The sequence below is a fragment of the Pseudomonas sp. BT76 TE3572 genome, from assembly GCF_050435365.1.
GTDB lineage: Bacteria > Pseudomonadota > Gammaproteobacteria > Pseudomonadales > Pseudomonadaceae > Aquipseudomonas > Aquipseudomonas fluorescens_W.
In genome coordinates, this window is sequence record NZ_JBNDKE010000001.1 from 1,717,064 (window position 1) to 1,738,335 (window position 21,272).

Genomic DNA, 21,272 nt, shown 5'->3' on the forward strand with positions numbered 1-21,272 from the left:
TCTTACACCATCGCACAAAATTAAGGAACCAGAAATTCCTTGGTTTGCAGGTTTGTTGTAGCGGAGCTCGAACTGGGTATTGCGGCGACGAAACAGAGGCGGCGGAGCGATCCTCCTGACCGCACACGGTATGGCTGTTTTTGTGGGTGTTAGCCCGACTTCCCGGTTAATAGGTGCATTCGATCATGACCAAACAGTTCGACATCCCAGCTACACAGACCTTCGAGCATCCAGGGCCGAACCCGTCTGATTCGCCCATCAAGAAGCCGCTTAAAGAGAAATTACGGCCAGTGCTGATGGTGGGTTTTCCTCTGCTCTTCGCTGCGGTTGGGTACGCACACTATGTGGCGGGCGAGCCGTTTGTTTCGACCGATAACGCTTACGCCCGCGTGGCGAAGGCATCGATCAACGCGCGCATTTCCGGGCAAGTTGTCGAGATCGCCGTTGAGGACAATCAGCCTGTTCACAAGGGCCAGGTTCTGTTTCGGATCGATCCGAAACCGCTGCAGATCGCCGTTGACCGTGCACAAGCACAGTTGAGCGTCGCGCGGCTGCGCATCGATGGCCTCAAGGCCAGCTATCGCCAGCAGCAGGCCGAACTGCAATCGGCCAAAGAGTCGGCCGATTTCGACCAACGGGATTTTGCCCGCAAGAAGGCGCTGGTCGCTACAGAGTTTGTCTCGCGCTCGATTTACGAGCGCGCCGACACTGACGTTAAAGTTGCCCGGCAACGAATAGCAGCGGTCGAACAACAGCTCGCCAGCACGGTCGTTGCACTGAACGGCAATCCAAACATCGAGGCCGATATCCACCCGACGGTTCGCGAGGCCAAGGCTCAGCTCGACGAGGCGCAACTGTATCTCTCGTACGCGACGGTGTATGCGCCGGACGATGGCATCGTGGCCAAGGTCGACGATTTGCAGGTGGGCAACTACGTCAACAACGGTGCGCCAGCCTTTGCACTGCTGTCCGACCGCGAGATCTGGGTTGAGGCCAACTTCCGCGAAACCGACGTGACCCACATGCGTCCAGGCCAGGAAGCGACCATCAGTATCGATACGTACCCTGATCACACCTTCAAAGCGCACGTGACCAGCATGAGCCCCGGTGCCGGATCGGACTTCGCCCTGCTGCCGCCTGAAAACGCGACCGGCAACTGGGTCAAGGTTGTGCAGCGGGTACCGGTTCGGCTCGAACTTGATGAGGTGGACCCTGCCCTGCCCCTTTTCTCGGGCACCAGCGCCACGGTCAAGGTCGATACCGGGTATCGCACGCCTTGGTGGCATCCGCTCAAGGCGCTGTTGACCGCAGGTAACTTCTGATGAACGCCAATCATGCCGGACCTCAAGGTGCGGGAACGTTAAGGTTCGCCGCGCTGCTCGCGACTTATATGCAGTCGGCGAACCTGCCGCTTCCGAATGCAGTACTCAGGTTGATTCAGGGCAGCCTGTCGATGACCGACGACCAGGCGGGCTGGATATTCACCTCGTACCTCGCGGCGAGTGCCATCACGATGCCGATTGCGCAATGGCTCGCCGGGCGCTATGGCTTGAAGTTGGTTTATCAAGCTGCGCTGGCCTTCTTCGTCCTGGGCTTGCTGCTCGCTACGCAGGCAACGACGCCACTGGAATTCATTGGCGCGCGCATTATCCAAGGCCTGGCGAGTGGCGTGCTGGCACCGCTGTCGATGGCGATTTCGCTGGAGACCTTGGCACTCGAGAAGCGTGCAAAATTTGGCGCAACATGGACCGCCATCGTGCTGTTCGGCATCGTCAGCGGCCCGAGCATCGGTGGTTGGGTCGGCGAACATTTCGGATGGCGCCCGATCTTCTACATCAGCCTTCCGCTGTCGGCATTTATCTTCCTCGTCATGGCGCTGTTGCTGGCCGAGAAGAAGGCCGAGAAACGTCCCTCGTTCGACTTCTTTGGCTTCGGCAGCTTCACGCTGGGTTTGATCAGCCTGCAAATGTTGCTTGATCGCGGTGAACGCCTGGACTGGTTTTCCTCGACCGAGATCTGGCTGGAAGCGATCGGCTGTGCACTGGGGCTCTACCTGTTCGCTGTGCATGCACTGACTGCGAAGGTGCATTTCCTCAACAAGCGTTTGTTCAAAGACCGCAATTTCGTGCTGTCGACCGTCATCTTTTTCGCCGTGGGTTTCGTGCTGTTGTCGACCATGGCGCTGACCTCGCCAATGCTCGACGAGATTCTCGGCTACCCGCCTGACACCACGGGTTCCCTGACGATTCCGCGCGGGATCGGGCTGGTCGGTGCATTCCTGTTGATGGGGCGTGTTCCCGAGCGTTTCGACCGTCGAATGTTCGTGGCCGCAGGCGTCGCCGTGGTGATTTATGCCAACTGGTTGATGCTCGGCTATTCGCCGTTGATGGACTGGTCGCCCGTGGCGGTGGCGGGTGCGATCCAGGGGATTGGCATCGGCATGCTGATGCCATCGCTGACCAAGGTCGCGTTCAGCACACTCGACCCGACGTTGCGCCCTGAAGGCACCGGTTTTTTCAATCTGTCTCGCGTGTACGGCAGCACCCTCGGCGTTGCGATTGTGCAGTTGTTTTTCTTCAACAACACGCAAGCGATGCACATGGCGTTGGCCAGTAACCTGACGCCGTATCGCGCCGCTGCGCATTCCGCACCGACGTCCCTGCAAGCACTGGCGGGGCTCAACGAAATGATCACCGGCCAGGCTGCTTTTATCGCGGTGGTCGACCAGTTCAAGATTTTGATGTTCGCGATGCTGGTGATCAGCCCACTGGTTGTCTTTCTTCGCAAGCCCGTTCCGACCAACTAGTTTTCGTGGAGTTTGCCAAATGAAATCCCATGCGCGCTTCATCAACAGACAGCTGTTCAAAACCACGTTCGGTGCGGTGTCGGCTCTTGCGTTCCTGACCGCCTGCACCGTCGGCCCTGACTATCAAATGCCGCCACCGAGCCTGTCGCAGCACTACGATCAACAGGCCGAGCAGCGTCTTGGCCAAGGCAGCAACAAGCCCGGTGAACAACGCATAGACCTGGGCAAAAAGGTCAACGGTGATTGGTGGTCTGCGTTTCGTTCGCCGAAGCTCGACAAGCTTGTACGTCGCGCCATCGACGGTAATCTTGAGCTCGTGGCGGCAGACGCGACGATCCGGCAAGCGGCGTCCTCCGTCGCTGCAGCGGAAGGTGCGCTGTATCCGCAAGTCGATTTTGGCGCGGTGGCTGGCCGCCAACGGGTGCATAACGCGAAAGAGCCTTCCATCTCCAATTTCTATGCGATCGGGCCACGGGTCGGCTTCGACCTTGATGTTTTCGGCGGCAATAAGCGGCAGGTCGAACAACAGCAAGCGTTTACCGATCTGCAGAAGCATCGCTACGAAGCGGCGTACCTGACGCTGACGGGCGATGTCGCGAGCCAGGCGTTGTTGCTGGCCTCGGCCAACGCGCAGATGGAAGCCGTTGAGAAGCTGCTCGCCAATGACACAAAAAACCTCGAACTGGTGCGCATGGCGCACGCCAGTGGCAGCACCACGCAGATCGATGTTTCGCTGGCCGAGACGCGGCTCGCCCAGGACCGCACGCTGTTGCCACCCCTCGCCCAGCAGCGCGATTCAGCACGTCACGCGCTGTCGATTCTGACGGGCAAAGGCCCTGCAGATTGGATCGCGCCTGACTTCACGCTCGCCGAGTTTGCCTTGCCGGCAAACGTGCCGGTCAGTCTGCCTTCCGAAATGGCCCACGACCGGCCGGACGTGCGGCAAGCAGAGGCAGAACTGCACATGGCCAGCGCCGCGGTTGGCGTGGCGACAGCCAACCTCTATCCCCATGTCGAGTTGTCAGCGTCGCTCGCACAGGCGGCTTCCGGCAATGGCGGCGCCGCACTCTGGGGTTTCGCTGCCGGGCTCACGGCGCCCATCTTCAATGGCGGAACGCTGCAAGCTGAACGCCAGGCCGCCGTCGACGGCTACAAGGCAACCCTCGCCGGCTACCAGCAAACCGTCATCAATTCGTTCGGTCAGGTCGCCGACACGCTGCAAGCGATCAATCATGACGCCGAGGAAAACCTGGCTCAGCAGGATGCCTTGCGAGCAGCTGACACAAGTTTTCGCTTGAACCAACAAGCCTACGCGCAAGGCGAGAACAGCATTCTCCAGGTGCTGGAAGCGGAACGTGCTTATGAGCAAGCGCTGCTGGGTCAAATCAGAGTGAAGACCGCGCAGTACCTCGACACGGTACGGCTGTACGTGGCACTCGGCGGTAATTCCATCGGTGTGTTTGAGCAACGAGTGGCCAGTCGCGAAGACCCGAAACCTTCCTATCAGTAGCACCCGATATTGGAGTCAAAGATATGCCTTACGAAGCCTTTCACGATGCACTTCGCGATACCCGATTTCCTCTGATCCACGGAACCGGTGAGATGCCGGCCGTTGGCTTTGGCACGCTGTTTCGGGATCTCAGCGTCACAACACAAGCGGTCAAGGCCGCGCTGGAAGCAGGCTTTCGCCATTTCGATTGCGCAGAACGTTATCGAAATGAAGAGAAGGTCGGCGTTGCCCTACAGGAAGTGATTGAGACGGGTAAGGTCCGGCGCGAGGACGTGTTCATTACCACGAAACTGTGGAACACCAACCATCGTCCCGAGCGCGTCGAACCTGCTTTTGAGGCGAGTTGCCGACGGCTACAAGTTGATTACATCGATTGCTATCTGATCCATACGCCCTTTGCCTTTCAACCCGGTGATGATCAGGACCCCAGAGACGAACACGGTCAAGTCATCTACGACCCAGGCGTGACGTTAATTGAGACTTGGCGGGAACTTGAGCGTCTGGTGGATGACGGCCGCTGCAAGTCCATCGGTTTGTCTGATATCACGTTGGAGCGGTTGCAAGAAATTGTGGCAGTGGCCCGGATAAAACCCGCCGTGGTGCAGGTAGAATCCCACCCTTACTTGCCTGAATGGGAACTGCTTGAGTTTTGCCAGCAACATGGAATTATCGTGCTTGCGTTTGCGCCACTCGGCCATGGTATGGAGCCGAACGTATTAGAAGACACGGTGATCACAGGGATCGCCAAGCGCATACAGAAGACTCCGGCTCAAGTGGCACTGGCCTGGTCGGTACAGCGGGGAGTCGCTTTCCTGACCACGTCTGCAACACCGAGCCATATTCAGGAAAACATTGATATTTCTACCCTGCCATACAGGGCCATGCGTGAAATCCAGGACGATATTACGACCCGGGTTCGATTCAACTCAGTCGTGGAAACGGGTGTACCTGGATTTATTCCGCAGAAAAAGTAATACACCACAAAGGGCGGTCTTGTTGCAGGGCCGCCCTTTTTATCCATACCCCTGAGGTGGAAACGATGGACGTTTTCCAAACCATGCGTTTTTTTGTTGCGGTCGCTCAGAGCGGCAGCTTTACCGCGGCGGCTGAGGTGTTGGACACCACAACCACCAACGTTTCCAAAGCTGTTTCGAGTCTGGAAGCCAGACTGCAAACACGCTTGATCAACCGGACGACCCGACGCCTGGCGCTGACCGAGGCCGGCCTGCGCTATTTGCAACGCTGCGAGAAAATCCTGGACGAGATGCGCGAAGCGGATGAAGAAGCAGGCACCGCTCACACCCTGCCCGTTGGCCGACTGAAAATCCACGCGATGTCAGCCATTGGCAATCATTACGTGATCGATGCCATCGCCCGCTATAGAGAGACTCATCCCTCGGTGATGTTTGATCTGACCCTGACCAACCGGCTCCCTGACTTGCTGGAAGAAGGCTATGACATGTCGATTGTCTTGGCGCGGGATTTACCCGATTCAGGGTTTGTCGCTCAGCGGCTCGGCATGACCTACAGCATCCTCTGTGCTTCGCCTGCGTACCTGAAGAAACGCGGACACCCGGAGTCCCCGAGTGCGCTTGGCTCACATGATTGCCTGAGAATTGTGAATACTGTCATGCCGGCTGAAAACTGGGCATTTGAGGGGCCAGAAGGCATGGAAACCGTCAACATCCCGTTGTCTCCCTTGCACATCAACACCGCCGATGGCATGACCATCGCGATTACAAACGGGATGGGCATCGGCGTTCAGCCGATTGCTTCGGCAGTCGATGGACTCAGGGCGGGCACGTTAGTGCGGGTATTACCCGACTATCATCTTGAAGAGTTGAATTTGTTTGCCATCTACCCATCACGAAAATTCGTGGATGCAAAGATCAGGACATGGGTGGAGTTTCTTAAAAGTTATATTCCAGACTTGTTGGCATCCGATGAAAAAATCATAGGTTCGCCGAGGAAACGATAACAAGCTTTTAAATGACGAGTGTGGCAGGCATGGAGTGTCGACCCTCCATCTTCCACACACGGCTCAACCATTTGAACAGCCAGTGCCCATGACTTGATACTGCAGGATATGCCGTTGGCCCTGAGAGTCTTCGTAGGTCATTTGCGCCGGGACCGGCCCGCACTCGTCAGCAATATCAGTCACCTTGATGACTTTCTGGATATCCAGTTTCGTGTCGTATGTGTAGGTTTCAACAGGCGTCTTGCTGTCCGCAGCAGTTGATTGGCTTTCGCCTGCAAATGCCTGTGAACCTAAAACGCCAAGCGCAAGAAACATCGCAAGTTTTGAGATTTTCATCGTATTCACCCTATCGTCAAAAGTTAACTTCGTGAGCGGGTTGACACTTGTTCTATTGGCTCACTCGGTAGAGACGATGCTAGGTGTTTACCCCTCCCTCAAACAGCAGCCTGCTGGACAAACACTGTTGCCGGATTTCGCATGAATGGTAGTGCTGTTCACTTAAGGTCGGGGGGCGTACATATCCGTTTCTGCGGTGATGGCTGATTACGGTTTCGCTCTTACAGCGACTCACTTTTCCAAACGCCGAAAAGTAAGCAAAAGGCTTTGCCCCTCCATTCGGTGCCTCGCCTAGGCTCGGCATGCCCTCACTCCGGCATTGCTCCGGGGGCCCGCCGCCATCGGCCATCCATGGCCGGGGGCGGCTACCGCGGCATCCTTGCCGCGGTGCCCCCTGCGCAACGCCTGCGTTCGGCCTCTGGGAAAGGGGCAACAGATCAAAATCAGAAGCCACCGGCGTTTTTCAAGGTAGTTGTCGCGTCTACCGTCTCGCTACGCGACTTTTACGACTACGGTCAGCTGCCTTTCAGGGTTCAGATACACCGTTCCGATCGGGTTCCAGTTTCGCGTTTCACCCGACCACCGTTCCGGTCTTCTTTCTCGGGCAAGCCCATAGATCGTGTCCCGGCGCGCCAGGATTTCTTTGTCTTTCCCGTCGTGGCGTTGAGCCGGGGTTACGAAGCGGATTCGGCTGTGACGATGCACGGTGTTGTACCAGGTCATAAAATTCCTCACCCAGATACGCGCATCATCCACGCTGGTAAATCCATCGTGTGGCCATTGCGGGCAGTACTTAAGCGTTCTGAACAGTGATTCCGAGTACGGGTTGTCGTTGCTCACCCGTGGTCGGCCGCGCGATGGCGTGATGCCCAAGTCATACATTTTGGTCAACAGCGTCACCGATTTCATCGGAGCACCATTGTCCGAGTGAAGTACCAGCGGCTGTCGCCAGCACTTCTCATTTGTCACGCTTCGTTGCAGTAGCGCCGCCGCTTTTTCGCCACTTTCTGCTTCGTAAACCTCCCAGCCCACGGCCTTGCGGCTGTAGATATCCTCGATCAAATAGAGGTAGAAAAACTTTCCGCGAACCGGTGATGGCAGATAGGTGATATCCCATGACCACACCTGATTGGCCGAGGTCGCTGCGTAAGTGGTCGGTGCCTCATGGCGATGCGGTCGCTTGGCTCGGGAGCGGTGATGCTGCTGGCCTGCCGCATGCAGCACTCGATAAAAAGTCGCTTCCGACGCCACATAGCGTCCCTCGTCAGCCAGTTGCGGCACGATCTGGCTCGGCGGTAGATGCGCATAGGCTTTGCTGTTGCACAGCGTCACGATGCCTTGTCGCTCGAGCTCACTGAGCGCATTGCTCGGTATTGGCCTGAGCGTCGTCGTGCGTCCATCCGCCAGGATTTCTTCCGGCAAGTTCCAGCGTTGCAGCGTCCTCAGTGAAATGCCTACCTCCCGACAAGCAGGCGCCCTGCGGGCGCCCGCCAGGATGGCTTCATTGAGCCAATCAACGAGTAAATACCGTTCTGGCAACAAGGTCAGCTGTCCTCGTCGTCGCTCCCCCAGTAGGCATTGAGCTTTTTTCGCAGTACCAACAAAGCCGCCGTTTCAGCCAACGCAGCGTCCTTGCGGCGCAGCTCGCGCTCCAGGTCGCGGATGCGATTTTTATCGTCTCGTGATTGGCAGGCATTTACATGTTTCACCGCCGATTGCTTGGTGTTGTTGGCGATAAACGCATTACGCCAATCAGTGATCTGCTCAGGAAAAATACCTTTGCGCCGGCAATACTCACCGATTTCCAGCTCTGACAACGCTGACGTTTCGATGATGATCGACAGCTTCGATTCGGCTGACCAATTCTCTACGGGCTGCTTGGCGTCGGACAATTGAGTTCCTTTGGCTGCAGCTTGCTTGCGCCAATAAAAGAGAGACATGTCGCTGCAACCCTCGCGGCGCGCAACCTCAGCCGCTGAAAGGCTCAGTGGTGGGAGCATCATTTTCAGCAGTGCGGCTTTTCGTTCAGGTGAGTAGAAAGGCATGACCATACTCTTGCCGCCCCCGGAATACTTTGGATAAAACCGGAGACACGACAACTACCCTGACACCGGGGGCCACAGCCACAGCCACAGCAAGATCAAAAGATCGCAGCCTCGTTTCACTCGACAGCTCCTACCGGGGGGAAGGGGTGTACGCACGCTCCTCACCACTCAACAGGCCGAGCGTTAGCTCGCCTGCAGCTTTTGATCTGGATGCACCGCCCCCTCGAGAGGCCGAGTGGAGGTTCTGCGCAGTGGGCAACCCGGCATGGATGCCGGGTTAGCCGCCCCCGGCCATGGATGGCCGATGGCGGCGGGCCCACGGAGCAGGACCGGAGCGAGGGCATGCCGAGCCTAGGCGAGGCACCGAACGAAAGGGGCAAGAGCCCTTGGTTACTTGGGGCTTTTCCAAGTGACTCGCCGTAAGGGCGAAACCAATAGCGGCCGTTACCGCAGAAACGGATATGTACCCCGATCTAAGTGAACGGCATTCCGCACGGTACCGGGAATTTCGAACAGGCAACGCCAAGGAGGCGATTAATGAGCTATACCCGCTAATCTCCCATCGCAGTTCTTCAGCACCGGAGGTTGGCAATGAAGCCCAGTCACTCACTTGCAGCTCTAATGATCACCGCAAGCCTTTTCGGCTGCACCACTTCATCCACCCCTGGAGTGAGCGTTCCTTTGGTGGCCACGCGGCAGAACACCGGTCAGATCGGCAATGTAACGTTGGCCGACTGGGGCAAAGAAACCGGGTTCAGTTTCTTCATCAGTGGTGCCCCAAGCGGATCGTCTCTGCCCTTGCGCCTCTACACCTTCATCAATAAAGGCAGCTGCCAGCAACCCGGGCCAGTCGCTTATGCCATGAATGATCGTGTCACCACCGAACGCCAGCCCATACGCGGCTGGGCTTTCTCAAGAAGCGCGCCTGTCGCAATGCCGGTCCTGCTTTCCGGTGAGTACTCCATCGTCGTGCGAAGTGCACCGGACAGTGGCAACGTCGATATTTTTTGCGGAGATATCAGGCAGAAAGGCTCAGGGAAATAGCCTCTCTTTCACGTCTCAATCACATCGTCCGCCCAACTGATGGCCGCAACAACGGTGGGAAATCCGATCGTGCTGGTCAGTGAGATCAGCGTGTGACGAATCTGCTCTGGCGTAGCACCCGCCTCCAGTGCTCGTCGGGTATGACTGTGCACCGCGCCCTCGGATCGGATGGCCGCTGCGGCACCGAGCTGGATCAACTGGACAACGATCTCTTCCAACGGGCCGGTATGACGCACCGCCGTACCCAAGGCCTCAACGGCAGCCAGGTAATCCGGGTACTGCTGTTCGAGACGCTGGTAGGTGTTGTGCACTTTCTTCTTTGTCATGTTGGTTTCCTCGCGTTGGAGGGCGATCAGTTCTCGCCTTGGCGCCCGAGTCATCAGGCTGCGATTTGCGAAACTTGCACACTGCAACAGTAGGCTACGCTTACAGCAGCTTATTGCACACGATGCTCGCGTCTGCAGGTTTTGGTTTGTTCTGGAGAGCGTCTGCAACAGCTATTTCAGACAGGCCCAAACAATTCACGCAGGACTACGTGATGACCGAGCCCCTCCTCAGTTTTGATCAACTCAAGCGTGCTGCCGCCTCCGGCGAGATCGATACCGTTCTTGTTTGCATGGTCGACATGCAAGGCCGACTGGTCGGCAAGCGATTCCAGGTCGAGTTTTTCATCGACAGCGGCCATGAAGAAACCCACTGCTGCAATTACCTGCTGGCCGACGACATCGACATGGAGCCGGTGCCGGGTTACGCCGCCGCCAGCTGGAGCAAAGGCTATGGCGACTTTGTGCTCAAGCCCGACATGTCCACCTTGCGCCGGGTGCCCTGGCTCGAATGCACGGCGCTGGTGCTCTGCGATGTGCTCGATCATCACCATCGGCGCGACCTACCGCACAGCCCGCGGGCGATTCTGAAAAAGCAGGTCGAGCGACTGCGCGAGCGCGGCTACACCGGGATGTTCGCCTCGGAACTGGAGTTCTATCTGTTCGACGAGAGCTACGAAGCCATCCACGAGCGCAACTACCACAAGCCGAAAACGGCCGGTCACTACATCGAGGACTACAACATCCTGCAGACCACTCGCGAAGAGCCGGTGCTGCGGGCGATTCGCAAGCATCTGCAGGCCAGCGGCATTCCCGTGGAAAACTCCAAGGGTGAATGGGGGCCGGGCCAGGAAGAGATCAACATCCGTTATGCCGATGCGCTGACCATGGCCGACCACCACGTCATCATCAAGCACGCCTGCAAAGAGATCGCGCAACTGCAGGGCAAGGCGATCACGTTCATGGCCAAGTGGCGCTATGACGCCGCCGGTTCCAGCAGCCACATTCACAATTCGCTGTGGGACAAGAACGGGAAAAAGCCGCTGTTCTTCGACGCCAAGGCTGAGTTCGGCATGTCGAAACTGATGCGCTCCTGGGTGGCCGGGCAGCTTAAATATGCCAACGACATCACCTGTTTTCTCGCGCCCTACATCAATTCGTACAAGCGCTTTCAGGCCGGCACCTTTGCCCCGACCCGGGCAGTGTGGAGTCGTGACAATCGCACCGCAGGCTTTCGTTTGTGCGCAGAAGGCAGCAAATCCATCCGCATCGAATGCCGCATTGGCGGCGCCGACCTCAACCCCTATCTGGCCTTCGCCGCCTTGATCGCGGCGGGACTGGCCGGTATCGACGAGAAGCTCAGCCTCGCGCCGCCCTTCGAGGGCGATGCCTACGTCGACGAACACTTGCCTGAAGTCTCGAAGACCCTGCGCGAAGCCTGCGCCGCACTCCAGGGCTCGACCATGTTGCGCGAAGCGTTCGGCGATGAAGTGATCGACCACTACGTGCACACCGCCGAATGGGAGCAGAAAGAGTACGACCGGCGGATCACCGACTGGGAACTGCAGCGTGGTTTTGAGCGCTATTGAGACAGCCATCATGACTTCAACGATTCAACTCATCTCCCCGGTCGATGGCCGGGTCTATGCCGAACGCCGCTGCGCCGATGCAGCGCAAATCGACCAGGCGCTGGCGGCGGCCGAAGCTGCCCAGGCGCAATGGAAACGCCGGCCACTGAGCGAACGCGCCGCCTTCTGCAGCGCCGCGGTGGACGCGATGCTGGCCATGAAGGCTGACATCGTGCCGGAACTGGCCTGGCAGATGGGCCGACCGGTGCGTTTTGGCGCTGGCGAACTGCGCGGGTTCGAAGAGCGTGCCCGCCATATGATCGCCATTGCGCCTGAAGCGTTGGCAGCGCTTGAACCCACACCCGTCGCCGGTTTTCGACGCTGTATCAAACGCGAACCGCTGGGTACGGTGCTGGTCATCGCCCCTTGGAACTACCCCTACCTGACGGCGGTGAATACGATTATCCCGGCGCTGATGGCCGGCAACAGCGTCATCCTCAAACACGCGTCGCAAACGCTGCTGGTGGGTGAACGGTTCGCCGAGGCGTTTCGCCGCGCCCATCTGCCCGAAGGGCTGTTCCAGAACCTGCTGCTCAGTCACGTTTATACCGGAGCGATCATTGCCTCTGGACGCGTGCAGCAAGTGAACTTCACCGGCTCGGTCGAAGCCGGCAAATCCATGGAACACGCTGCCGTCGGAGGCTTCCTCGGCGTGGGCCTGGAGCTCGGTGGCAAAGACCCGGCCTACGTCCGGGCAGACGCCAACCTGGAACACGCGGTGGAAAACCTGGTGGATGGCAGCTTCTTCAACTCCGGGCAGAGCTGTTGCGCGGTCGAGCGTATTTATGTCGATGAAAAAATCTACCCGGCGTTTGTCGAACGCTTCGTCGCGCTGACTCGCCAATACGTGCTGGGCAACCCGCTGGACGAAGCCACCACGCTCGGCCCGCTGGTGACACCAAGCGCCGCTGATTTCGTTCGCGGGCAGATCGCCGATGCGCTGGCCCAAGGCGCTCGGGCGCTGATCGATCCAAAAGGTTTTCCTGCCGACGCACCGGGCAGCGCCTACCTCGCGCCGCAAGTATTAGTCGACGTCACCCATCAAATGTCGGTGATGCGCGAGGAAAGCTTTGGTCCCGTGGTCGGCATCATGCCTGTGGCCAGCGACGACGAAGCCATCGCCTTGATGAACGACAGTGAGTTCGGGCTCAGCGCCTCCATCTGGACGCAGGACCTTGCCGCCGCCGAACGCCTGGGCAACGAGATCGACACCGGTACCGTGTTCATGAACCGCTGCGATTACCTGGACCCGGCCCTGGCCTGGACCGGGGTGAAGAACAGCGGGCGCGGCGTCACGCTGTCGCGCCTGGGTTATGAAAATCTGACCCGCGCGAAATCCTTCCATTTGCGCCACGAGATCTGAGCCATGAGCCTGACCGCGAACTGGAATTACCCCACAAGCATCCGCTTCGGCGTCGGCCGCATCGCCGAGCTCGCCGAGATCTGCCGTAGTCAAGGGATCCAGCGACCGTTGCTGGTCACCGACAGTGGCCTGGCGCGCGCCCCGATCACCATCGCAGCAGTGGACGCCTTGCGCGCCGCCGGCCTTGGCGTCGCGTTGTTTTGCGACCTTAAACCCAACCCGGTCGAAGCCAATCTGGCGGGCGGGCTCGACGCCTGGCGCGCCGGTAAACACGATGGCGTGGTCGCCTTCGGCGGCGGCAGTGGCCTGGACATGGGCAAGCTCATCGCGTTCATGAGCGGCCAGACCCGGCCGGTGTGGGATTTCGAAGACATCGGCGACTACTGGACCCGCGCCGACGAAGGCAGCATCGCCCCGATCATTGCGGTGCCGACCACGGCGGGCACCGGCTCCGAGGTGGGCCGTGCGGCGGTAATCATCGATGAGCGTACGCACACCAAACGCATCATCTTCCACCCGAAGATGATGCCGCGCGTGGTCATCAGCGACCCGGCCCTCACCGTCGGCATGCCGGCCAAGGTCACCGCTGGCACTGGCATGGATGCGTTTGCGCATTGCCTGGAGTCCTATTGCGCCCCCGGTTTCCACCCCATGGCCGAAGGGATTGCGGTGGAAGGCATGCGCCTGGTCGCCAATGCCCTGGTGCGGGCCGTACACACACCCTCGGACCTGGAGGCGCGCGCGGAAATGCTCGCGGCAGCCGCGATGGGCGCTACCGCTTTTCAGAAAGGTCTGGGCGGGATGCATGCCCTCTCACATCCGGTGGGCGCCCTGTACGACACCCATCACGGCATGACCAACGCCACGTTCATGCCCTATGTCCTGAAATTCAATCGCCCGGCCATCGAGGAACGCATCACCCGCCTCGCGGCTTATTTGCGTCTGCCCTCGCCCGGCTTCGACAGTTTTCTGGCCTTCGTCCTCAAGTTGCGCAAGGACATCGGCGTGCCCCATACGCTGGTTGAGTTGGGGGTGGATGATCGGCAGGCCGACCTGATCGCGGACATGGCGATTGTCGACCCTTGCGCTGGCGGCAACCCGTTGCCATTGACCCGAAATGGCGCGGCAGAGATTTTCGAAGCGGCGTACCACGGCCGTCTATAGAGCAGTTGTCTGTCCATGGCCAAAGTGCGAACGCGCAGCATGGACGGGATTTATCCGCAAGAAACAGGAGCAGTACGACAAGGGGTTGAAGGCCAGCCCATCCGGCCACGTAAAACCCGGATGGATGCGTATCAAAACCTGAGGGGCACACAACATGAAGCCAGCAAGCCAGCCCGGCACGAGCGCGCCGCAAGACGATGACGTCAAGGTGCTGCACAGCATGGGCTATGCCCAGCAGCTCTCGCGACGCATGGGCGTTTTCTCCAACTTTGCCATTTCCTTTTCGATCATCTGCATCCTCTCGGGTGGCATCAACTCACTCGCTCAGGGCACCTCGGGTGCAGGCGGTGCGTCAATCGGCATCGGCTGGCCGATCGGTTGCCTGATCTCCGGGGTGTTCGCCATGGCCATGGCGCAGATTTCCTCGGCCTACCCCACCGCTGGCGGCCTCTATCACTGGGGTTCGATTCTCGGAAACCGCTTCACCGGATGGCTGACCGCGTGGTTCAATTTGCTCGGGCTGGTCACCGTGCTCGGTGCGATCAACGTCGGCACCTATTACTTCTTTTTCGGCGCCTTCGGACCGGCCCTGGGTATGGAAGACACCACCACGGTGAGGGTGATTTTCCTGGCGATCCTGACCGGCCTCCAGGCCTTGTGTAACCATCTGGGTATCGGCCTGACCGCGAAGCTCACCGACTTCTCGGGGTATCTGATCTTCGCCACGGCGCTCGCGCTGACCATCGTCTGCCTGATCTCTGCTCCCAGTTATGAGTTCGCCCGGTTATGGACCTTCAGCAACTATTCCGGCGAGGCTGGCGGCAGCGTTTGGCCTCAGGTGTCGAACGGCTGGATTTTCATGCTCGGCCTGCTCTTGCCGATCTACACCATCACCGGTTATGACGCCTCTGCGCATACCTCGGAAGAGACCCGAAATGCTGCCATGTCGGTGCCACGCGGGATGGTCATGTCGGTGGTCTGGTCGCTGCTGTTCGGCTGGGTGATGCTCAGCGCGTTCGTATTGTTGCTGCCGAACATGGATGACGCGGCCAAGCAAGGCTGGAACGTGTTTTTCTGGGCCATGAACACACAAGTCAATCCAACGTTGAAGCTCGCACTGTACGTGGCGATATTCATTTCGCAGGTCCTCTGTGGGCTGGCGACGGTGACCTCGGTTTCACGCATGATCTTCGCCTTCTCCCGGGATGGCGGCTTGCCCTGCTCGAAAGCGCTGGCCTCGGTCTCGCCGACATTCCGTAGCCCGGTGGCGGCGATCTGGACCGGTGCCACCCTCGCGGTATTGTTCGACTGGGGATCGTCGGTGATATCCGTCGGTGCAACGCCGGTCTACACCATCGTGGTGTCTTGCACGGTGATCTTCCTGTTCTTCTCCTTCGTCATTCCCATCGTGCTGGGCCTGTTTACCTACGGGACCTCGAAGTGGCCAACCATGGGGCCGTGGAACATGGGGCGCTTCTGGTACACCGTGTTTGCCCTGCTCTCGGTCCTGTCGATGGTGATCATTTTCGTCATCGGCATCCAGCCACCGAACGATTGGGCGCTGTACATCACCATCGGCTTTCTGGTGCTGACGGCCATCGTCTGGTTCGGTTTTGAAGCCCGCCGCTTCCAGGGTCCGCCGATTGGCGACATGATCGTCAAGCGTCAGGCTGAAATTGCCGCTGCTGAAGAGGCGTTGAATAAACGGACTGGAAGTTGATCGCTACAGATGAGTAACCTGTGGCGAGGGAGCTTGCTCCCGCGGGGCAAGCGCAAGTTTCAGGTCATAGGGTTGGCCCGACTTGAGCACGCCATAAACGAAGTGCAGTAGCTTGCGCAAAGCGGCACAGATGATCTGCTTGGGGGCCTTGCCGTTGACCTTCAAACGATCCTTCATGGCCCTGATCGCCTTGTTATGCTCCAGCTAGAGCGGTTTGCCCAGCGCAGCATCGATCATGTGACGCACGCCCCGCAGTACCTGGGCTGACACCTCCGGCCTGGCCTTCGCCGTGGCGCGCGCAACCGAGAGGGCGCCCACCATTGCCGCAACGATGCCCATGGCGGTGCCAAGCGCGTCGACGCCGGGATTGTTGGCGGCGACCCTGCGCTCAAACGCCCGCACCAGCACCATGTAACCTTCGGTAAACGTTGCGCTGATCGCAATATCCTGGCGGCCGATTTCGCTGGCGGACGCGGCCATTGCGCAGTGCTCGGCGTAGTCGTCGCGCTTATCGACGGATAGATAATCGGACAGAAAACGCTCCAGGTCCGGCTCGCCATCGACCGTGCCCGTGTAGAGCTTGGCATTCCCCTGCTCCAGGCTCCACGCCAGCGCCTCGGCCGCCAGCACGTCCTTGGATGGGAAATGTGCGTACAGCGCACCATGGGTCAAACCAGCCGACTTGCTGATTTCGGCAACGCCCACCCCGTCGATCCCTTTCTGTCGAAACAGGCGACTCGCCGTCTCCAGCAGTGCGGCGCGATTGGCTTCTGATTTTTCTTTCGAGATTTTCATAATGAGGCTCCTCTGCGCTCACTCTCGCACATTATGGTTGCACTCACAATGAACGAAAACCCTATTCCTACAAGGCATTATTACGTACATAATATTTGTATTGACTTTAATAAACGCGACCACCATTATTAATTCAATGATTGCGATCGCAATCTTACAGGGCGAAAGCCCCTCCAACCCAGAGCACACCCTCATGAAAATAAAAAATTCCGTTGCCTTCGTTACCGGCGCCAACCGTGGCCTCGGCCTGGCGTTCGCAAAAGAGCTCGTGGCCCGTGGCGCGAGCAAGGTGTATGCCGGGGTGCGCAATCCCGAAGGCGTCAACATTCCGGGCGTGATCGCCATTCGTCTTGACGTCAGCGACCCGGCATCGGTTGCCGCGGCGGTGGCCCAAGCGGGCGACGTGACGCTGCTGGTCAACAATGCAGGCATTGCCCGCTTGCTGCCATCGATGCTTGATCCTGGCCTGGTGGAAGCCGCTCGCGAAATCTTCGAAACCAATTACTACGGCGTCATGCACGTCAGCCTGGCCTTCGCTCCCGTGCTTAAAGCCAACGGCGGCGGCGCGATCGTCAACGTACTGTCGGATGCGACCTGGGTCGCTGCGCCTTTCCTGTCCGCTTACGCGGCATCGAAAGCGGCAGCGTGGAGCTTCACCAACTCGTTGCGGATCGAACTCCACGGCCAGGGAACCATCGTGCAAGGCCTGCACGTGGGCTTCATCGACACCGACCTGACCCACGGTTTTGACGTGCCAAAAGTCCAGCCTTCCGAAGTCGTGATCCAGTCGCTGGACGGCGTGGAAGCAGGCTTGAAAGAAGTGCTCGCAGACGAAGGGACACGCGCTATAAAGGCCAGCCTGTCTACTGGGCAAGCGGCTTACCTGAATCCCGAAACCGTCGCATAAGGAGCACACCATGCACCTCTTCCAGCGGCTGGCCCTCGGGGCTACCTTCTTTGCCATCGCGGTCAGCGGCGCCATTGCGGCGTCAGCGGCCACGCATAACAGCGCACCCAATCAATTCGTCGAAGCTGACGGTGTGCGTTATGCCTATCGCCACTTCGGGACGGAGACTGGTGTTCCTGTCATCTTGCTACAGCACTTTCGCGGCAATATGGATTACTGGGACCCGGCACTGACCGATGGCCTGGCAAAGCAGCGCCCGGTCTACCTGTTCGACAATGCCGGCGTGGGCCTTAGCAGCGGTGAAACACCCGATTCATTCGAAGGCATGGCCGACCACGTTGCCGCATTTGCCCGCGCCCGCGGGTTGACGCAGGTCGACGTGCTTGGCTTTTCAATCGGCGGCATGGTGGCGCAGGAAGTTGCGTTGCGTCATCCGCAACTGGTGCGCCGGCTGATCCTGGCGGGAACGTCGCCGCGTGGCGGGGTCGCGGGACATGATCCACGGGTTCCGGGGATCGCGCTGCGCGAATCGATCGCCACGCAGGAAGAGACCGCTTACCTGTTCTTCGATCCCGCGCCGGCAAGCCAGCAGGCGGCCCGGGAATTCTGGGATAGGCGCCACCAGCGCACGGAAGGCCTCGACAAGCTCAGTTCGATGAAGGTCATCGCGGCCCAAGGGGCGGCGCTGGGAAAATGGAGCATTCCCGGTGACGGCACTTTTTCGCAATTGAGCAAGATTACCCAACCAACCCTGGTGGTCAACGGCAGCAACGACGTGATGGTGCCCACCGAGAATTCCTACACGCTGCAACAGCATATTCCGAACGCCAAGTTGCTCATCTATCCAAGCTCGGGGCACGGGGCATTGTTCCAATATGCCAACGATTTCGTGCAGCAAGCCAACACCTTTCTGAACTAGGTCGGATCGCATCGCTTTCGAAAACCCTTTGAGCGACACGCCGTCGCGGTAAGGAAATCCAATGTAGGCCCTTGTTTTATCGCCCCCATCCCCCTGGAGTACGACCATGTCAGCAGTATCGTTTGCGGCGTTCCGGCGCTGCCTGTTAGCTGTTTCAGCAACCGCAGGTGCCCTCGCACTGGTCGCCCTCGTTTCGCCAACTTACGCCCGGGCCAGTACGACGCCGGAGGTCACCGCGACCGTCGAGAAGGACAGCGCGATTCGTCCGTTCAAGGTCAACATTCCTGAAGACGCGGTGGCCGATCTGCGCAAACGCGTATTGACAACCCGTTGGCCCGACCGCGAAACGGTCAACGATCAATCCCAGGGCGTGCAACTGGCCAAACTCCAGGCACTCGTCGGTTATTGGGGTACGCAATACGACTGGCGCAAGGTTGAAAAACAACTCAATGCGCTGCCGATGTTCGTGACCAAAATCGACGGCCTCGACATCCAGTTCATCCACGTCAAATCGAAACATCCCAACGCCCTGCCGCTGCTGCTCACCCATGGCTGGCCCGGTTCGATTCTGGAACTGACCAAAGCCATCGGCCCGTTGACCGACCCGACTGCCCACGGCGGTCGTGCCGAAGATGCCTTTGACGTGATCATTCCCTCGATGCCTGGCTATGGTTTCTCGCAGAGACCCATCGACGGCGGCTGGGGTCCTGACCGTATCGGCGTGGCGTGGGATGTGTTGATCAAGCGCCTGGGCTATAAGCGCTACGTGTCGCAAGGTGGCGACTGGGGATCGGTGATCGCCGACGCCATGGGACGCCAGGCACCGCCCGGTTTGCTGGGGATCCACGTGAACATGCCGGCCACCGTACCTGCTGATGTCGCCAAGGCGATCAACGACGGCACCCCGCCACCCGCCGGCCTGTCGGCCAAGGAGACAGCGGCCTATGAGTCGCTGAAAATCTTCTTCAGCAAAAATGCGGCTTACGGTGCAATGATGAGCACCCGCCCACAAACCGTCGGCTACGGTTTGTCGGATTCACCCGCAGGCCTGGCTGCGTGGATGTTCGATAAATTCAACCAGTGGACCTACAGCGGCGGCGACGCGGAAAAGTCCCTTACCAAGGACGAGATACTCGACGGCATTTCACTCTATTGGCTGACCAACAGCGCCATCTCCTCCGCTCGCCTGTATTGGGAAAACAACACCAACAACTTCAATGCCGTTGAACAGAAGACCCGGGAGATCAAGATCCCTGTCGCGGTGACCGTGTTCCCTGGCGAAATCTACCAGGCGCCGAAAACCTGGACCGAGCGCGCCTATCCCAACCTGATCTATTTCAACGAAGTGGATAAGGGCGGCCATTTCGCGGCATGGGAACAACCCGAGTTGTTCGCCAAAGAGCTGCGCGCAGCCTTCCGCACCCTGCGCTAAGTATTGCGTTGCATTGGCCTGCCCATTGTCCTGATGGGCAGGTCGTACCACCGATTTCCGTCCGCCATGAGGCATGCAATGGATCTGAAGTTCAGTCACGTCGACGTACTGGTCAAGAATCTCGAAGAAGCCTGTGCGTACTACGCGCAGATACTTAGAGCCAGGATCTCCAAGACGCTCGTCTGGGAACGGGGTGGTCTTCACGTGCGCTACGCGATTGCGCTGATCGGCCAAGAGCGTTTCATGCTGGTGCAGCCGTTGGCGGGGAACCTGAAGGAGCTGCTGGACTCCTCGGGCGAGGGGATGATTTATCGCCACTGCTACTCGACACCGGACATCGAGAAGGCCTATGACGAACTGATGGTCGCCGGTGTTCAGCCAGAAGACGAAAACGGAAAGCCATTGGCCCGCGCAAACCTGCAATCCCCGTCAGGGGCTCGCATCATCTGGTTGCCCAAGCGCTTCGGGCACTTCTCTATCGAGATCCTGGAGGACAAAGCGCTGGAGGCATTTATCGAGGCTGCATTTGCCTGAGAGATGTGGCGACCGGTTGAATCCATAGCCAATAGCGGTCATCCGCCTGATGACATTCGTACACCGAGCAAGACATATCCCGCTTGTGAGAAGGAACAGTCGTCCCTAGGGCGACGGAGTACGACTAGTACTCATGATTCAATCGAACCGCCCGCTGGTACAACTTGCCCTCGTCCACGGGTAACCGCAATTGCGGCAAAGCCATCGCCTTCAAGAAAAGATCCCTCATCCCAACCGATAAATTGACCGCCGAAGTAGCCTTGCGAGGCTCCACATCTTCTTTTCCGACGCACAACCTGTCCTTTTAGAATTACTCGTTCATCTTTCACTCATTGCTGCCGATGCCTCTAGCTTAGGGCATAGGAGCAATACAGATGAGAAACAACCAACCGGTTACGCAGCGCGAGGTTGCCCTTGGACCTCAACAAAAACTCATCTCGACAACGGATGCACGAGGCGTCATCACGTACTGCAATGACGCCTTCGTTGATATCAGCGGTTTCAACAAATCCGACCTGATCGGCGCGCCTCAAAACATCGTTCGTCACCCCGACGTACCCTCCGCCATCTTTGCCCATATGTGGGGCGCGCTGAAGCAAGGCAAGCCGTGGATGGGCATCGTCAAGAACCGCTCAAAAAACGGCGACCACTACTGGGTCAACGCCTACGTCACGCCGATTTTCGAAGGACGTGAGGTGGTTGGCTATGAATCGGTCAGGGTCAAGCCGACAGCCGAGCAGATCCGCCGCGCCGAAGCTGTCTATAAAC

General features: G+C 58.8%; 19 protein-coding genes and 1 pseudogene. 15 read left to right on the forward strand and 5 right to left on the reverse strand.

Going from position 1 to position 21,272, the window contains the following annotated elements; all coding sequences use genetic code 11:
* Positions 1-185 precede the first annotated feature (185 nt).
* From ABH912_RS07725 to ABH912_RS07745, 5 genes are all read left to right on the forward strand, one after another.
* Entirely contained in the window at positions 186-1,322 is a 1,137-nt protein-coding gene (locus tag ABH912_RS07725; RefSeq protein ID WP_429510269.1) for an HlyD family secretion protein, read from the forward strand.
* Positions 1,322-2,806, forward strand: coding sequence for a DHA2 family efflux MFS transporter permease subunit (locus ABH912_RS07730; protein WP_429510270.1), 1,485 nt, complete (start codon positions 1,322-1,324; stop codon positions 2,804-2,806). Before ABH912_RS07725 ends, ABH912_RS07730 begins: the two co-directional genes overlap by 1 nt.
* A 19-nt stretch (positions 2,807-2,825) precedes the next feature.
* Positions 2,826-4,316, forward strand: coding sequence for an efflux transporter outer membrane subunit (locus ABH912_RS07735; RefSeq protein ID WP_429510271.1), 1,491 nt, complete (start codon positions 2,826-2,828; stop codon positions 4,314-4,316).
* A 23-nt stretch (positions 4,317-4,339) separates the two neighbouring features.
* The gene (locus tag ABH912_RS07740) at positions 4,340-5,290 is read left to right on the forward strand and encodes an aldo/keto reductase (protein ID WP_429510272.1); all 951 of its coding nucleotides are present in this window, start codon (positions 4,340-4,342) and stop codon (positions 5,288-5,290) included.
* A gap of 65 nt (positions 5,291-5,355) precedes the next feature.
* Positions 5,356-6,294 (forward strand): LysR family transcriptional regulator, encoded by a 939-nt coding sequence (locus ABH912_RS07745; RefSeq protein WP_429510273.1) that lies wholly within the window; start codon positions 5,356-5,358, stop codon positions 6,292-6,294.
* A 63-nt stretch (positions 6,295-6,357) separates the two neighbouring features.
* Here ABH912_RS07745 and ABH912_RS07750 read toward each other — a convergent pair whose 3' ends face one another.
* Both ABH912_RS07750 and ABH912_RS07755 read right to left on the reverse strand, forming a co-directional pair.
* Positions 6,358-6,630 carry a DUF2790 domain-containing protein gene (locus ABH912_RS07750; protein ID WP_429510274.1) on the reverse strand — a complete coding sequence of 91 codons (273 nt, stop codon included), beginning with the start codon at positions 6,628-6,630 and terminating at the stop codon, positions 6,358-6,360.
* 492 nt (positions 6,631-7,122) lie between these two features.
* A protein-coding gene (locus ABH912_RS07755; protein ID WP_429510275.1) for an IS3 family transposase occupies positions 7,123-8,675 on the reverse strand; the annotation gives its coding sequence in 2 pieces (ribosomal slippage) (positions 7,123-8,213 and positions 8,213-8,675; 1,554 coding nt in all).
* 591 nt (positions 8,676-9,266) lie between these two features.
* On the opposite strand from ABH912_RS07755, the gene ABH912_RS07760 reads away from it, so the two are divergent.
* Positions 9,267-9,719: a hypothetical protein gene (locus ABH912_RS07760; protein ID WP_429510276.1), complete on the forward strand. Its 453-nt coding sequence runs from the start codon at positions 9,267-9,269 to the stop codon at positions 9,717-9,719.
* Positions 9,720-9,727: 8 nt separating this feature from the next.
* Here the strand turns inward: ABH912_RS07760 and ABH912_RS07765 are convergent, their stop codons facing one another.
* Positions 9,728-10,045, reverse strand: a complete 318-nt coding sequence (locus ABH912_RS07765; RefSeq protein WP_033056561.1) for a carboxymuconolactone decarboxylase family protein — start codon at positions 10,043-10,045, stop codon at positions 9,728-9,730.
* A gap of 212 nt (positions 10,046-10,257) precedes the next feature.
* On the opposite strand from ABH912_RS07765, the gene ABH912_RS07770 reads away from it, so the two are divergent.
* The 4 genes from ABH912_RS07770 to ABH912_RS07785 all read left to right on the forward strand — a co-directional run bounded on the left by ABH912_RS07770 (position 10,258) and on the right by ABH912_RS07785 (position 15,917).
* Entirely contained in the window at positions 10,258-11,631 is a 1,374-nt protein-coding gene (locus ABH912_RS07770) for a glutamine synthetase family protein (RefSeq protein ID WP_033056563.1), read from the forward strand.
* Positions 11,632-11,641: 10 nt separating this feature from the next.
* Entirely contained in the window at positions 11,642-13,033 is a 1,392-nt protein-coding gene (locus ABH912_RS07775; protein ID WP_429510277.1) for an aldehyde dehydrogenase family protein, read from the forward strand.
* 3 nt (positions 13,034-13,036) lie between these two features.
* On the forward strand, positions 13,037-14,197 hold the full coding sequence (locus ABH912_RS07780; protein ID WP_429510278.1) for an iron-containing alcohol dehydrogenase: 1,161 nt from the start codon (positions 13,037-13,039) through the stop codon (positions 14,195-14,197).
* Between the two features lie 154 nt (positions 14,198-14,351).
* Positions 14,352-15,917, forward strand: a complete 1,566-nt coding sequence (locus tag ABH912_RS07785; RefSeq protein ID WP_429510279.1) for an amino acid permease — start codon at positions 14,352-14,354, stop codon at positions 15,915-15,917.
* A gap of 3 nt (positions 15,918-15,920) precedes the next feature.
* Here the strand turns inward: ABH912_RS07785 and ABH912_RS07790 are convergent, their stop codons facing one another.
* Both ABH912_RS07790 and ABH912_RS07795 read right to left on the reverse strand, forming a co-directional pair.
* Complete coding sequence (locus tag ABH912_RS07790) at positions 15,921-16,094, reverse strand: hypothetical protein (RefSeq protein ID WP_429510280.1); 174 nt, start codon at positions 16,092-16,094, stop codon at positions 15,921-15,923.
* A 27-nt stretch (positions 16,095-16,121) separates the two neighbouring features.
* Positions 16,122-16,712, reverse strand: a complete 591-nt coding sequence (locus ABH912_RS07795) for a TetR/AcrR family transcriptional regulator (protein WP_429510281.1) — start codon at positions 16,710-16,712, stop codon at positions 16,122-16,124.
* Positions 16,713-16,905: 193 nt separating this feature from the next.
* Between ABH912_RS07795 and ABH912_RS07800 the strand changes: the two genes are divergently transcribed.
* The 5 genes and pseudogenes from ABH912_RS07800 to ABH912_RS07820 all read left to right on the forward strand — a co-directional run.
* Positions 16,906-17,619 carry an SDR family oxidoreductase gene (locus tag ABH912_RS07800; protein ID WP_429510282.1) on the forward strand — a complete coding sequence of 238 codons (714 nt, stop codon included), beginning with the start codon at positions 16,906-16,908 and terminating at the stop codon, positions 17,617-17,619.
* 10 nt (positions 17,620-17,629) lie between these two features.
* Positions 17,630-18,538, forward strand: a complete 909-nt coding sequence (locus ABH912_RS07805) for an alpha/beta fold hydrolase (RefSeq protein ID WP_429510283.1) — start codon at positions 17,630-17,632, stop codon at positions 18,536-18,538.
* Between the two features lie 106 nt (positions 18,539-18,644).
* Positions 18,645-19,970, forward strand: a complete 1,326-nt coding sequence (locus tag ABH912_RS07810) for an epoxide hydrolase family protein (protein ID WP_429510284.1) — start codon at positions 18,645-18,647, stop codon at positions 19,968-19,970.
* A 78-nt stretch (positions 19,971-20,048) separates the two neighbouring features.
* On the forward strand, positions 20,049-20,504 hold the full coding sequence (locus ABH912_RS07815; protein WP_429510285.1) for a VOC family protein: 456 nt from the start codon (positions 20,049-20,051) through the stop codon (positions 20,502-20,504).
* A 374-nt stretch (positions 20,505-20,878) separates the two neighbouring features.
* Positions 20,879-21,145, forward strand: a pseudogene (locus tag ABH912_RS07820) (PAS domain-containing protein); the annotation flags it as partial.
* Between the last annotated feature and the right edge of the window lie 127 nt (positions 21,146-21,272).

Coding starts and splice junctions, on each gene's coding strand:
- ABH912_RS07800 (WP_429510282.1), top strand. CDS start 16,906: ATGAAAATAAAAAATTCCGTTGCCTTCGTTACCGGCGCCAACCGTGGC.
- ABH912_RS07775 (WP_429510277.1), top strand. CDS start 11,642: ATGACTTCAACGATTCAACTCATCTCCCCGGTCGATGGCCGGGTCTAT.
- ABH912_RS07770 (WP_033056563.1), top strand. CDS start 10,258: ATGACCGAGCCCCTCCTCAGTTTTGATCAACTCAAGCGTGCTGCCGCC.
- ABH912_RS07790 (WP_429510280.1), bottom strand. CDS start 16,094: ATGAAGGATCGTTTGAAGGTCAACGGCAAGGCCCCCAAGCAGATCATC.
- ABH912_RS07780 (WP_429510278.1), top strand. CDS start 13,037: ATGAGCCTGACCGCGAACTGGAATTACCCCACAAGCATCCGCTTCGGC.
- ABH912_RS07765 (WP_033056561.1), bottom strand. CDS start 10,045: ATGACAAAGAAGAAAGTGCACAACACCTACCAGCGTCTCGAACAGCAG.
- ABH912_RS07730 (WP_429510270.1), top strand. CDS start 1,322: ATGAACGCCAATCATGCCGGACCTCAAGGTGCGGGAACGTTAAGGTTC.
- ABH912_RS07735 (WP_429510271.1), top strand. CDS start 2,826: ATGAAATCCCATGCGCGCTTCATCAACAGACAGCTGTTCAAAACCACG.
- ABH912_RS07740 (WP_429510272.1), top strand. CDS start 4,340: ATGCCTTACGAAGCCTTTCACGATGCACTTCGCGATACCCGATTTCCT.
- ABH912_RS07795 (WP_429510281.1), bottom strand. CDS start 16,712: ATGAAAATCTCGAAAGAAAAATCAGAAGCCAATCGCGCCGCACTGCTG.
- ABH912_RS07805 (WP_429510283.1), top strand. CDS start 17,630: ATGCACCTCTTCCAGCGGCTGGCCCTCGGGGCTACCTTCTTTGCCATC.
- ABH912_RS07745 (WP_429510273.1), top strand. CDS start 5,356: ATGGACGTTTTCCAAACCATGCGTTTTTTTGTTGCGGTCGCTCAGAGC.
- ABH912_RS07810 (WP_429510284.1), top strand. CDS start 18,645: ATGTCAGCAGTATCGTTTGCGGCGTTCCGGCGCTGCCTGTTAGCTGTT.
- ABH912_RS07760 (WP_429510276.1), top strand. CDS start 9,267: ATGAAGCCCAGTCACTCACTTGCAGCTCTAATGATCACCGCAAGCCTT.
- ABH912_RS07815 (WP_429510285.1), top strand. CDS start 20,049: ATGGATCTGAAGTTCAGTCACGTCGACGTACTGGTCAAGAATCTCGAA.
- ABH912_RS07785 (WP_429510279.1), top strand. CDS start 14,352: ATGAAGCCAGCAAGCCAGCCCGGCACGAGCGCGCCGCAAGACGATGAC.
- ABH912_RS07750 (WP_429510274.1), bottom strand. CDS start 6,630: ATGAAAATCTCAAAACTTGCGATGTTTCTTGCGCTTGGCGTTTTAGGT.
- ABH912_RS07725 (WP_429510269.1), top strand. CDS start 186: ATGACCAAACAGTTCGACATCCCAGCTACACAGACCTTCGAGCATCCA.